Raw genomic sequence first — 12170 nt, 5'->3', positions numbered from 1 at the left:
TCCGCCGCACATGCTTTGTGTCGACACGCTTCATCTCTACAGCTCCGCCGCACGCGTCCGGCGTCGGAGGAGATTTGCAGGGATGGCCGCCGTCGCCGAGCGCGGGCCCTTCCTCGCGGTTTCAGAGGGCGACGAACCGGTCGCGGCAGATCAGCGGCCGGTACAGCGGCGCGATCAGGCTGGCCCCGGCCGCGCGCCGCAGCGCCGCGGGCGTCATGCCGGCGTACCGGCGCACGGCGCGGCACAGGTGGCTCTGATCGGCGAACCCGGCGTCGGCGCTCAGCGCGGCCCAGGACAGGCCCTCGTCGAAATGCTCCAGCGCGCGCTGGAAGCGCCGGATGCCCTTCATCTCGCGCAGCGTCACCCCGTGGTGGCGCTGCAGCAGCCGCTCCGACTGGCGCAGCGAGACGCCGAGCGCGCGGGCGAGGCCAGCCGCGTCCCGGTCGACGAGCCTCGCGTCGCGCAGCGCGGGGGCCGGCGCCGCCGCGCGCGGCGGCAGTGCGGCCGCCCAGCGCCGCACCGAGAGCAGGCGGCCGTGCGGCGTGCCCTCGCGCCGCACGGCCGAGAGCAGCCCCGCCACCCGGGCCGCGCCGATCGCGTCGCGCAGATCGATGCGGCGGTCGACGAGGCGCCCGGCGTCGAGGCCGAACCACGCCGGGATCACCCACGCCTCGAGCAGGACGATCACGGCGTGCAGCTCGGCCGGCAGCCGGTAGCCGAACGGCCGCGTCGCGACCCCGGACAGCCACACCGCGCCGCCCGCCCGGTCGTCGCGCTCGCTCTGGATCTCGCCGATCAGGCCGATGCTCAGGACCGCGTGCAGCGACGGCAGCGCGCGCGGCGCCGGCGGCCCCCACGACGCGACGCTCCCCGCCACGTCGACGAGCCCGGTGATCCCGGGCTGGCCGGCGCCGGGCGCGGCGTGCGCGAGGAGCGGCGACGCGCGGCGTTCGCGGGCGGCGGTGGCGAGCCTCGATGTCGACATCGTTCAATACGCGCCGGCCGCCGGTGATCACCTTGCGCCGGCGCCGCGGACGTCGGCGCCGATCGTGAGGAGCGAAGCGCATGAAGGCAATCGGAATCCATCGCCACGGCGACGCCTCGCAGCTCGTGCCGCTGGAGCTGCCCGACCCGGCGCCGGGGCCGCATCAGGTGCGGGTGCGGGTGATCGCGTCGTCGATCAACCCGGCGGACGTGCGGGCGCGCTCGCCGTCGCCCGGGCCGCGCCGCATCGAGCGGCAGCTCCCGCTGGTGCTCGGCTACGACGTCGCCGGCGTGGTCGACGCGGTCGGCCCCGGCGTCGAGGGGTTCGCGGTCGGCGACGAGGTGTTCGGCTCGCCCAGCCTGTTCGGGCAGGGCGCGAACGCCGAGCTGGCCGTGATCGACGGCCGCACCCTCGCCCGCAAGCCGCCGGCCCTGTCGCACGAGGAGGCCGCGTGCCTGTCGCTGGCCGGCGTCACGGCCTGGGAATGCCTCGCCCGCGCGCAGCCCGCGGCCGGCGCCACGGTGCTGATCACCGCGGGCGCCGGCGGGGTGGGGCACCTGATGCTCCAGCTCGCCCGGCACCTCGGGCTGCGCGCCGTGGCGACCGCCAGCCGGCCCGCGTCGACGGCGCTGTGCCGCGAGCTCGGCGCCGCGGTCGTGCTCGATCACGCCGCGCAGGACGTCGGGCAGGCCTGCCGGGACCTGACCGGCGGGGCGGGCGTCGCTGCGGCGTTCGACAATGCCGGCGGCAGCGCGCTGGATCAGGCGCTCGACGCGGTGGCCCCGATGGGCACCGTGGTGAGCATCGTGCCGACGCCGGCGCCGGTCGCGGATCGGCTCTTCATGAAGGCGGCGTCGCTCGTCTATCACGTGATGGGGGCCGCCTCGCTGTGGCGGCTCGACCCGCACGCGCAGGGCCGCGCGCTGGCCGCGGTCGCGGCGCTGGCGGCGCAAGGCCACGTCCGGCCCGTCGTCAGCGCGACCTACCCGGTGCGCGACCTCGCGCAGGCCCACCGCGCCATCGAGTCGGCGCGCACCGTCGGAAAGATCGCGATCCGCGTGGAAGACGGCTTCTGAGCCGCGGGGCCTCTCGCCTTTGCCCCGCGTCGCCGGACGACGACCCATGGGCGGGTTCGTGACGTCGACGCGGTCGGCGCTGCACGCTCGCGGGCCCGAGCGCCGGGCCAGCGCGAGGCAGCGCTCGCGGCTCCCCGATCGGCCGATTAGTTAGCCAAACTTATTGATCTCGGCCACGGGGGCAACGGCGCGCGGAGGGGGGCAGCGACGCCGGCTCAGTTCGGAGGCGGGATGAAGACGCCCGGACAGGGCTCGTCGCCGAAGACCCTGACGCCGAGCCGATACATCGTGATCTTCGGGTTGGGCGCCCAGTTCCAGCTGGCTCCGGCGTACGAGTAGTCGTTCGCCTCATTGAAATCCTGCCAGCTGGACGCGTGGAACGCGACGCGGAACTGCTCTGTGGTGCCCGAGGGCGCCAGCGTGATCTCCGGGATCACCACATCGACGTAGTGGGTCGCGTTCGCGCACCCGCCGCCGGGCACCTCATGGAAGGTCATCGCCGGCGTGGTCGAGCAGCCCCAGCACTCCGCCGCGAGCGTGCCAGGCGGCTCCTTGGTGAAATAATACCGCACCGTCGTATTCCAGAGAAAGAGGCTGTCGGTCCCGGTATTGCGCACCTGGATCCCCGGCGTCACCCAGTTCGGCTGCGGCGTGTGCTCGTCGTACAGCACCTCCAGCCGGCAGTCCGCCGGGCAGGACGAGGTGCTCTCGCCGGTGCTGCAGACGCCGTCGCCGCAGGAGCAATCGGCCGCGCACGAGGCCGGGCTCTCGAGCGGGCCGCACGCGCCGTCACCGCAGGAGCACACGTCGGACACCGTCATTTCGCACATGGCCTGGACCGCGAGGTGGGCGTAGGTCACGTCCTCGCCGCGGCATCCGTCGTCTGCGCACTGCTTCGGGCGCACGCAGCCGGCGCCGTTCGGGTCGGGCTCGAAATCCGCCGCGCCGCGCACCAGGATGCCCACGAGCTCGTGCGTGGCGAGATCGAACACGCCGGAGCCCGAGTTGCCCACGAACGTGTCCAGGTTCGCGACGAAGAACTCGGGGTCGCTCGCATCGCGGATGTTGGCGCCGTCGGCCAGCTTGAGCGGCAATCCGCGGGGGAAGCCGTGCACGATGAGGTCGGTCTCCTCGTCCAGCGGCGCGCTCGACGCGCGCACGTCCGCGGGCTGCCGCCCCACCACCGGCCGGTCCAGGCGCACGACCGTGTAGTCCGCTCCGCTCGGGTCCCGGTACCACGTGATGAAGTCCACGCAGCGGTAGAGGTCGTCGCTGGTGATCTGGTTGAGCTGGCCGGTGGACGGGTTGATGGCGTAATCGAAGACGAAGCGGCTGTCGGCGCAGTTGTTGATGCAATGACCGGCCGTCAGCACCAGGTCGTCGTCGATCAGCGTGCCGCTGCAGTCGGCGAGCGCCGGCTGGGTGGCGAAGCGCTCGTCGGGGCACACGTCGTCGCGCCCGATCCAGTCGGGTCCGGCGATCTGGATGTCGTTCGGGTCCGAGGCGTCGACCGCCGAGGTGGGGACCAGGGCCACGGTGAAATCCAGCACGCGCTGCGCCCACACGGGATCCGAGTACGTGAACGGCTCCTCCCGGTCGTCGGCGCCGTAGATGACCTCGGAGCGGATCTCCCCTGTGGCCTCGTCATCGACCGGCGTCCCGCAAGCCACGCCGGTCCCGGCGAACACGAGACCCGTGCAAGCGATCCATCGAAATATCTTCATGGCAAACTCCCGAGTTGCAATGCAAGGACATCGAATGCGCTGCGAGGCGCCCTCCGCGGCCGTGCCGCGAGGGCGCTCCTCGGCGGCGCGCGTCGACCCGAGGCGCAAGGAAGCGAGTCGAGCCGCCGCGCGAGCCCGCGAGGAGGGCGGCGCGGCGCGGGGATCAACTAGCGATCTCGAACGGCTGCATCAACGCTCGATCCGGCACCGAGCACGAATCTGACATCTTACGGATACTGACGCGCTCAAGCTTCGTAAGACACGAGAGCTGGTCAGCGTCGGACTCTAGTTTCCCCGGCGGCGCGGTCCCAATGGATATGCGGCATGGGCCTCATGCACACCGTGCATCGGGTTTGCCCTCACGCCCGCGTAGCCAACGTCGTCCCCGCGGAGATCCCCTGACTCGCTACGCACGGTTCCGGGCGTCGAGGAGCCGCGCCGCCTGCGACAGGAGGTAGCTCTGCTCCGGGAGGTTCGTCGTGCGGCCGGCCGCCCTCCGGTAGTGCGCTATCGCGGCCTCGTGATCCCCGGCCCGCTCCAGGAGGTGCGCGCGGGCGGCGTCGAGGCGGTGATGGCCCGCGAGGCGCGGGTCGGCGTCGAGCGATCTCAGCAGCTCGAGCCCCGCCTCGGGGCCGCGCACCATGGCCGTCGCGATCGCGCGGCTGAGCGCCACCATGGGGTTGTCGGACATCCCGAGGAGCAGGTCGTACAGCGCCAGGATCTGCGGCCAGTCCGTGTCCTCGGCGCGCGCCGCCTCGTCGTGCACCGCCGCGATCGCGGCCTGCACCTGGTAAACGCCGATCGAGCCCCGGGACAGCGCCGCGGTCACGAGCGCGACGCCCTCGGCGATGGCGCCCTGATCCCACAGGCTCCGATCCTGGTCGGCGAGCGGGATCAGCTGGCCCTCGGGCCCGGTCCGCGCCGCGCGCCGCGCGTCGGTCAGGAGCATCAGCGCGAGCAGGCCCGCGACCTCGCCGTCGTCCGGCAGGAGCGCGTGCACGGCGCGCGTCAGGCGGATCGCCTCGCTCGACAGATCGTCGCGGTGCAGCGCGGGGCCGGAGCTCGTCGTGTAGCCCTCGTTGAAGATCAGGTAGAGCACGTGCAGCACGGCGCCGAGCCGCGCCGAGCGCTCCTCCGACGTGGCCTCCGACGTGGCCTCCGACGTGGGCGGCGCGGGCATCTGGAACGGCACGCCGGACGCCTTGATGGTCTGCTTGGCGCGGCTGATCCGCTGCGCCATGGTCGCCTCGGGGACCAGGAACGCCCTGGCGATCTCGCCCGTCGTCAGGCCGCCGACGGCGCGCAGGGTCAGCGCGATCGCGGAGGACGGCGACAGCGCGGGGTGGCAGCACATGAAGAGCAGGGTGAGCGTGTCGTCCTGCTCCACCGCCTCGTCGCTGTCGGCGGCGAGGGCGATCTGCTGCTCCGGTGGCACGAGGCTGACCACGAACGCCTCGCGGCGCCGGCGGGCGGCCTCGCTGCGGACGTGATCGGTGATGCGCCGCGACGCCACCTCGATCAGCCAGGCGCGCGGCTCGTCGGGCACGCCGTCCCGCGGCCACTGGGTGGCCGCCGCGACGAGCGCCTCCTGGACCGCGTCCTCGGCGGCGCCGAAGTCGCGGAATCGACGGAGGACGGCGCCGAGCACCTGCGGCGCGAGGTCGCGCAGCAGGCGCTCGGCCCCGGTGTCCCGCGGCCGTGAGGTCAAGGCAGCTCTTGGGGGGGCGGCGCGCTCATCACCTCTCGCACCTCGATCGCCAGGTTGAGCGGCGCGCCGCCGGGGCCGGGCGCGGCGGACGCCTGGGCGGCGAGCTCGTAGGCGCGCTCGGGGCTGTCGACGTCCACGATCCAGTACCCGGCGAGGAACTCCTTGGTCTCCGGGAACACACCGTCGGTGATGGGCTTGCCGTCCTTGCCGGCGCGCACGAGCTTGGCCTGCTCGGGCCCCGCCAGGCCCTCGGCCGCCACGAGCTCCCCCGACGCGCTGAGCTGCTGGTGGAAGCGCTTCATGAAGGCGATGTGCGCCTGGAAGTCCTTCTGAGGCCAGCTGGCGACCTGGTAGGGACCGCCGTGCGGGGTGTGCATCATCATGATGTATTTCATGGCCGACTCCTTCTCATCGCGGGCGCCCCGGGGATCGGGGCGCGTTCATGGGGAGGTCGGAGCCGAGGGCGGGGTCTCGACATCCCGGGCGACGATAGCGAAGAATTTTTTGGACCGACACGGGGTCTAAAGTGGGTAAGTGTAGGTGTCTTGCGTGGCGGCGGGCTTCGTCGGCGGCGCTCGCCGCGCCATCAAGAGCATCATCGCTCCCTCGCTGGCCGATCACGTCCTCCGCGAGGCGGTGCGGTTCTCCGACGAGGTGAGGCGCGCCGGGTGAGGCCCCGCAGCCCTCCACCCGCCGGCTGCCCTCGACGAGCGAGCATGGACAGCCCGCTCAGACGCGAAGAAGGGCGACAGCGCGCCGCCTCGCCCGGCCGGGTGGACATCCGATGAGGCCCGCACAAGATGTCGCGCGGGCATAAGGCGGTGCGCGACTCCGATCGTTCATCGTCTGCAGCGGATTCAACGCGGAGGGGGGGACCATGGGGTCGACGAGAAGAATTCAGGCAATCCTCGCATTCGGCGTGCTGGCGGCCTTCGCTGGCGCGACGCGCGCGGCCAGCGCAGAGGAAGCGGCGTCGGGCGGAGCCGCTGGGGATGGTCAGCCTCGGGCTGCCGAGGAGACGGACTCCGAGACCATCGACAGCTCCAGGCAGTCCTTCCCGTGGTCGTGGTATTGCAGGCAGAGGTGCCAGCGCGCGCTTAGTTTCTGCGTGGCGTACCGGCTTGCTCCGCCGTACGCGTGCTATCAGCGTTACTGGAGGTGCTTGGCGAGCTGTCGTCCCTGGCCGGGGCCGTTCTCCGGCAGATAGCGTCGCTGCGGGGGAGCAGGGCCGGCGCGCTCGGCGCGCCCGGCGTGCGGCGTCTGTACAGCGACGACCGGCCGAGGTTACCCTGCGCAGGCCCGGCGGTCGTCGATCGCTGGGCGCGGCGTCGAGGCCGCATGCGAGGTAGCGATGGAACTGACGTTGATCGACGAGGGCGGTGTGAAGTTCGTGGAAGGCGTGCCGGACCAGGCCTTCATGTCGAGCGACCGCGACGTCAATCGCCTGCTAGAGGCCTGTTTCTCGGACGGCGTGCGGTGCGCCCTCCTCTACGCGGCGAACCTGCCGGCCGCCTTCTTCGACCTGAGCTCGCGGGAGGCCGGCGAGATCCTGCAGAAGCTGAGGAATTACTGGGTCCGGCTCGCGGTCGTGTGTCCCCCGGGGGGGCCGGGCTTCAGCAGCCGTTTCGGTGAGATGCTGGCCGAGGAGCGCCGCGGCGCGTATTTCGGTGTGTTCGAGACGCGCGACGCCGCCGTCGAATGGATCCGCCGGACGTCGGATGCAGAGCAGGCCTGACGCGCGGCGATGATCCGGGCGGGCGTCGCGCGCGCCCCAGCCCGCAACCTGGCTCAGCGCTGCTGCAGCTGCGCGACAAGGTCCTCGAGGCGATCGTAGCTGAGGGCCGCGCCGTGCTCCATGCCGGACGCGATGACCGCGTCGCGCACTTCCTTCGACGGATAGCGCGTCGTGGTCGTGACGCGCGTCTTGCCGCCCTCGTCGGTGAAGACCGACGTCACCAGCGAGACGGTGTCCGGATACATCTCGAAGATCTCGGTGTACACGAGCCGGCTCGGCGGCGTGATCTCCTTGTACTCGCCGTGGAAGGCGGCCTCGCCGTGGGGATGGCGGTTCACGAAGCGCCACGCGCCGCCCGGGCGAAGGTCGATCTCACAGACGGGCACCGAGTAGCCCGTGCCCAGGCAGCCCCACCACCGCTTCACGTGCTCGGGCTTCGTCATCGCCTCGAACACGAGGTGCCTCGGCGCATTGAACAGGCGTGTCATGAGGATCTCCTGTTCCGACGGCGTCGTGACCTGGAAGCTGTCCTTGTTTGCTGCGCTGGTTGCGACCATGACCCTTCTCCTCCTGCGTTGTCCGTCCCTGAGCGTGGTGCTCTGCCATGAGCCGGCACCCGTATATAACAAAACGGTTAATTAACCTTTGGGTTAAGTACATCGACGCGACAGGCTTGTCAAGCGGGAACGCCGGGCGGCGCTGCTACCGGGGCGTGTCGTCGCCGGCCGGGTGATCGATGAGGTAACGCCAGGTCCCGTCCAGCTGCCGGCGCACCACCTCCGCCGAGCGCGCCGTCTCGGTGACCTCCTCTCCGTCGGGGCCGACGAACGACAGGCTCCATTCGCCCTGCAGCGGGGCGATGTCCCCGGCCTGCATGCCGTTGAAGGCCTCGGCGAAGATCGCGTTCATCTGCTGGGGTTCCTTGACGTCCATGCGTGACCTCCAGCGCGACAGAGCCTCTGACGAACTCATCCGTCGAAGCGCGACCGAGCCGCGAAGCGCGGGGGCGCCGGAGGCCGCCGGACCCGGAGGGCTGTGGTACAAGCGAACGGTCGCCATGACGGGACAGCGCGCGAGCCACCTCGATCGCAGACGGGAGCGGAGGCCGGCATGAGCCGGGCCGAGGCGGCGGGCGCCGGAGACAGGCTGGATCCGGCCGGCGCCGCGCTCTCGGGCGGCGGGGAGATGGGGGCGCTCATCCGCTCGATCGACTGGTCGCGGACGGTGCTCGGCCCCGTCGAGGCGTGGCCCCAGTCGCTGCGCACCGCGCTCTCCATCCTGCTCTCGTCCGAGCACCCCATGTTCCTCTGGTGGGGCCGCGAGCTGATCCAGTTCTACAACGACGGCTACCGCCCCATCCTCGGCTCCAAGAAGCACCCGGCCGCCATGGGCCAGGCGGGGCGCGCGTGCTGGAGGGAGATCTGGGACGTCATCGAGCCGATGATCGAGAAGGTCTTCGCAGGAGGGGCCACGTACCTCCGGGACGGCCTGCTCATCCTCGATCGGAATGGCTTCCTCGAAGAGTGCTATTTCAACTACGGCTACAGCCCCATCCGGGACGAGAGGGGCGCTGTCGCGGGCGTCTTCGTGGCGTGCTCCGAGAGCACCGGGCACATCCTCGGGCAGCGCCGGCTGAAGCTCCTGGCGACGCTCGGGGCGAGGGTGGCCGACGCCAAGAACGTCGAGGATGCCTGTCGCGTCATGATGGGCACCGTGGCGGAGGCCGGGCGCGACCTGCCGTTCGCGCTGCTCTATCTCGCCGACGAGGGCGGCGCGCACGCCCGTCTCGCGGCGACCGCCGGGCTCGACCCGGGCCACGCCGCCGCGCCGGCGGCGGCGAGCCTCGACGCCGCCGCCTCCGGCGCGGTGTGGCCGCTGCATCGCGCGCTGCGCGAGGAAGCGGAGGTGGATCTCGCCGAGCTGCCCGCGGGCGTCGGCCCCCTCCCGGGAGGGCCGTGGCCGGACGCCGCGCGCCGGGCGGTGGTGCTGCCGCTCCCCCGCGCCGGCGCCGGCGGGCGGCCGGCCGGGTTCCTCGTCGCCGGCGTCAGCCCCCGGCTCGTGCTGGACGACGACTACCGCGCCTTCCTGCGGCTCGTGGCCGGCCACTGCGCGACGGCGATCCAGAGCGCCCGGGCCAGCGAGGAGGAGCAGCGCCGGCTGCAGGCGCTCGCCGAGCTCGACCGCGTGAAGACGGCCTTCTTCGGCAACGTCAGCCACGAGTTCCGGACGCCGCTGACGCTGATCCTCGGGCCGGTGGAGGACGGCCTCGCGGACGCCGAGCAGCCTTTGCCTCCCCGGCAGCGCGAGCGCCTCGCGATCGTGCACCGCAACAGCCTCCGGCTCCTCCGGCTCGTCAACACGCTGCTCGACTTCTCGCGCATCGAGGCGGGCCGCATCCAGGCGAGCTACCAGCCGACCGATCTCGGCTCCTTCACCGCGGACCTGGCGAGCTCGTTCCGCTCGCTCCTGGAGCGGGCCGGCCTCTCCCTCACGGTGGACTGCCCGCCGCTCTCCGAGCCGGCCTACGTCGACCGGGAGCTCTGGGAGAAGATCGTGCTCAACCTCGTCTCGAACGCCTTCAAGTTCACCTTCACGGGGGGCGTCCGGGTCTCGCTGGAGGCGGCCGGCGGGCGGGCCGTCCTGTCGGTCGCGGACACCGGCACCGGCATCCCGGAGGCCGAGCTGCCGCACGTGTTCGAGCGGTTCCACCGCGTCGAGGGGGCCAGGGGCCGCAGCTACGAGGGCAGCGGCATCGGCCTCGCCCTGGTGCAGGAGCTGGCGAAGCTCCACGGCGGCGCCGTGGCCGTGGAGAGCCGCCTGGGCGAGGGCAGCCGCTTCACGGTGTCCATCCCGCTCGGCAAGGCGCACCTGCCCGAGGACCGCGTCGCGCCGGCCTCGGCGCCGGTCGCGGGGGGGCGGGACGCCGCGCCCTTCCTCGACGAGGCCGCGCAGTGGCTCCGCGGCGAGCAGGCGCCGGCGTCCCGGCCGGCGGGCGAGGGGCCGGCCGGGAGGCTGCCGGGGCGCATCCTCGTCGCCGACGACAACGCGGACATGCGCGAGTACGCGCTGCGGCTGCTCGTGGCGGAGGGGTGGACGGTGGAGGCCGTGGCCGACGGTCGAGCCGCCCTGGAGCGCGCCCGCGCCCACCCGCCGGATCTCGTGCTCACCGACGTGATGATGCCGCGGCTCGACGGCTTCGGCCTGCTCAGGGCGCTGCGCGCCGACGATCGCACCCGCGGCGTCGCCGTGGTGATGCTCTCCGCGCGCGCGGGCGAGGAGGCGCGCGTCGACAGCCTCGAGGCCGGCGCCGACGACTTCCTCGTGAAGCCGTTCTCCGCGAAGGAGCTCCTCGCGCGGGTCCGCATCCACGTGGAGCTCGCGCGCCGCCGGCGCGAGGCCGAGGGGCAGCGCCAGTACCTGAACGACCTCTTCATGCAGGCCCCGGGGCCCATCGCCATCCTCCGCGGGCCGGAGCACGTCTTCGAGGTGGTCAACCCGCTCTACCAGCAGCTCGTCGGCGGTCGAGCGCTCGTGGGCGAGCCCATCCGGGCCGCCCTGCCCGAGCTCGAGGGACAGGGCATCTGGGAGCTCCTCGACGCGGTGGTCCGCACCGGCGAGCCCATCGTCGGCAAGGAGCTCCCGGTGCGGCTCGACCGCCGGGGCGACGGCACGACGGAGGAGGTGTTCTTCAACTTCGTCTACCAGCCGATGCGCGATCGCGACGGGGCGATCGAGGGCGTCTTCGTGTTCGCGTTCGACGTGACCGACCAGGTGCGCGCCCGGAGGCGCGTGGAGGCGCTCGTCGAGGCGCTGAAGCTCGCCGATCAGCGCAAGGACGAGTTCCTCGCGATGCTCGCGCACGAGCTCCGGAACCCGATGGCCTCGATCAGCCTGTCGCTGACGCTGCTCGACGACGCGGACGGCGACGGGCCCGCGTCGGCGCGCTACCGGGAGATCGCGCGGCGGCAGATGGGCCACCTCGTGCGGCTGGTGGACGATCTGCTCGACGTGTCGCGCATCACGCGGGGCACGGTGGAGCTGCGCCTCGAGGACGTCGATCTCGCGGCGGTGGTGCAGAGCGCCGCCGCCGCGGTGAGGCCGGCCGTCGAGGCCCGGCGCCATGACGTATCGCTGTCGGTGGGGCCCGGGGACTTCGGCATGCGGGCCGACGCGACGCGGCTGGAGCAGGTGGTGACGAACCTCCTGACCAACGCCGCGAAGTACACCCCGCCGGGGGGCTCGATCTCGGTGCGCCTCACGCGCGAGGCGGCGGTCGGCGCGCCCGAGGCCGTGCTGCGGGTGCGCGACACGGGCCGCGGCATCCCGGCGGCGATGCTCGAGAAGGTGTTCGATCTGTTCACGCAGGTCGACCAGACCATCGACCGGAGCACGGGCGGGCTGGGGCTCGGGCTCACGCTGGTGCGGCGGCTCTTGGAGCTGCACGGCGGCAGCGTGGCCGCGGCGAGCGCCGGGCCGGGCCAGGGCAGCGAGTTCACCGTGCGCCTGCCGCTCGGCCCGGGGGCGGCGCCGCCGCCTCCGGCGCAGCGCGCCGAGGCGCCCGAGGCGGCGGCCGGCCGGCGCCGGGTGCTCGTCGTGGAGGACGCGGAGGACGTGCGCCGGGTGATGCGGGCGTATATCGAGGCGCTGGGGCACGAGGTGACGGTGGCGGTGGACGGGCTGGAGGGCGTGACGAAGCTCCTGGACCTGCGCCCCGAGGTGGCCTTCGTGGACATCGGCTTGCCCGGCATCGACGGTTATGAGGTCGCGCGCCGGGCGCGGGCCGCGCCGGGCGGCGACGCGCTCTACCTGGTGGCGCTCTCGGGCTATGGCGGGCCCGACGATCAGGCCAGGTCCAGGAGGGCCGGCTTCGACCTGCACCTGACCAAGCCCGTGGTTGGCGTCACGCTGCAGGACGTGCTCACCGCGCTGCGCACGTAGCCGC

10 protein-coding genes are annotated in these 12170 nt (G+C 72.7%); 4 read left to right on the top strand and 6 right to left on the bottom strand.

Translation table 11 applies throughout. From position 1 onward, the window contains the following. Nucleotides 1-121: 121 nt before the first annotated feature. Nucleotides 122-985: a helix-turn-helix domain-containing protein gene (locus tag WMF20_RS30675; protein WP_437605430.1), complete on the bottom strand. Its 864-nt coding sequence runs from the start codon at nt 983-985 to the stop codon at nt 122-124. 80 nt (nt 986-1065) lie between these two features. Here WMF20_RS30675 and WMF20_RS30670 point away from each other — a divergent pair, with 80 nt between their 5' ends. Next, nucleotides 1066-2061, top strand: a complete 996-nt coding sequence (locus WMF20_RS30670) for a quinone oxidoreductase family protein (RefSeq protein WP_437605429.1) — start codon at nt 1066-1068, stop codon at nt 2059-2061. A gap of 215 nt (nt 2062-2276) precedes the next feature. On the opposite strand, the gene WMF20_RS30665 is transcribed toward WMF20_RS30670, so the two are convergent. The 3 genes from WMF20_RS30665 to WMF20_RS30655 form a co-directional block, all read right to left on the bottom strand. Then, nucleotides 2277-3785, bottom strand: a complete 1509-nt coding sequence (locus WMF20_RS30665; protein ID WP_437605428.1) for a trypsin-like peptidase domain-containing protein — start codon at nt 3783-3785, stop codon at nt 2277-2279. A gap of 406 nt (nt 3786-4191) precedes the next feature. Further along, nucleotides 4192-5493, bottom strand: coding sequence for an RNA polymerase sigma factor (locus tag WMF20_RS30660; protein WP_437605427.1), 1302 nt, complete (start codon nt 5491-5493; stop codon nt 4192-4194). Beyond that, nucleotides 5490-5888 carry a YciI family protein gene (locus tag WMF20_RS30655; protein ID WP_061625379.1) on the bottom strand — a complete coding sequence of 133 codons (399 nt, stop codon included), beginning with the start codon at nt 5886-5888 and terminating at the stop codon, nt 5490-5492. Before WMF20_RS30655 ends, WMF20_RS30660 begins: the two co-directional genes overlap by 4 nt. A 154-nt stretch (nt 5889-6042) precedes the next feature. On the opposite strand from WMF20_RS30655, the gene WMF20_RS30650 reads away from it, so the two are divergent. Next, nucleotides 6043-6165 carry a DUF2935 domain-containing protein gene (locus WMF20_RS30650; protein ID WP_237244249.1) on the top strand — a complete coding sequence of 41 codons (123 nt, stop codon included), beginning with the start codon at nt 6043-6045 and terminating at the stop codon, nt 6163-6165. A gap of 691 nt (nt 6166-6856) precedes the next feature. Beyond that, nucleotides 6857-7228: a DUF4180 domain-containing protein gene (locus WMF20_RS30645; RefSeq protein WP_437605426.1), complete on the top strand. Its 372-nt coding sequence runs from the start codon at nt 6857-6859 to the stop codon at nt 7226-7228. A gap of 53 nt (nt 7229-7281) precedes the next feature. Here WMF20_RS30645 and WMF20_RS30640 read toward each other — a convergent pair whose 3' ends face one another. Together WMF20_RS30640 and WMF20_RS30635 are read right to left on the bottom strand one after the other, a co-directional pair. Next, nucleotides 7282-7785, bottom strand: a complete 504-nt coding sequence (locus WMF20_RS30640) for an SRPBCC family protein (RefSeq protein ID WP_437605425.1) — start codon at nt 7783-7785, stop codon at nt 7282-7284. 145 nt (nt 7786-7930) lie between these two features. Beyond that, the gene (locus WMF20_RS30635) at nt 7931-8161 is read right to left on the bottom strand and encodes a hypothetical protein (protein ID WP_437605424.1); all 231 of its coding nucleotides are present in this window, start codon (nt 8159-8161) and stop codon (nt 7931-7933) included. A 177-nt stretch (nt 8162-8338) separates the two neighbouring features. Here WMF20_RS30635 and WMF20_RS30630 point away from each other — a divergent pair, with 177 nt between their 5' ends. Then, nucleotides 8339-12166 (top strand): ATP-binding protein, encoded by a 3828-nt coding sequence (locus tag WMF20_RS30630; protein ID WP_437605423.1) that lies wholly within the window; start codon nt 8339-8341, stop codon nt 12164-12166. Nucleotides 12167-12170 lie beyond the last annotated feature (4 nt).

The sequence above is a fragment of the Sorangium sp. So ce834 genome (assembly GCF_051521425.1).
GTDB lineage: Bacteria > Myxococcota_A > Polyangia > Polyangiales > Polyangiaceae > Sorangium > Sorangium cellulosum_D.
This window is presented reverse-complemented; position numbering and strand designations above follow the sequence as displayed.

Coding starts and splice junctions, on each gene's coding strand:
- WMF20_RS30675 (WP_437605430.1), bottom strand. CDS start 985: ATGTCGACATCGAGGCTCGCCACCGCCGCCCGCGAACGCCGCGCGTCG.
- WMF20_RS30670 (WP_437605429.1), top strand. CDS start 1,066: ATGAAGGCAATCGGAATCCATCGCCACGGCGACGCCTCGCAGCTCGTG.
- WMF20_RS30665 (WP_437605428.1), bottom strand. CDS start 3,785: ATGAAGATATTTCGATGGATCGCTTGCACGGGTCTCGTGTTCGCCGGG.
- WMF20_RS30655 (WP_061625379.1), bottom strand. CDS start 5,888: ATGAAATACATCATGATGATGCACACCCCGCACGGCGGTCCCTACCAG.
- WMF20_RS30640 (WP_437605425.1), bottom strand. CDS start 7,785: ATGGTCGCAACCAGCGCAGCAAACAAGGACAGCTTCCAGGTCACGACG.
- WMF20_RS30635 (WP_437605424.1), bottom strand. CDS start 8,161: ATGGACGTCAAGGAACCCCAGCAGATGAACGCGATCTTCGCCGAGGCC.
- WMF20_RS30630 (WP_437605423.1), top strand. CDS start 8,339: ATGAGCCGGGCCGAGGCGGCGGGCGCCGGAGACAGGCTGGATCCGGCC.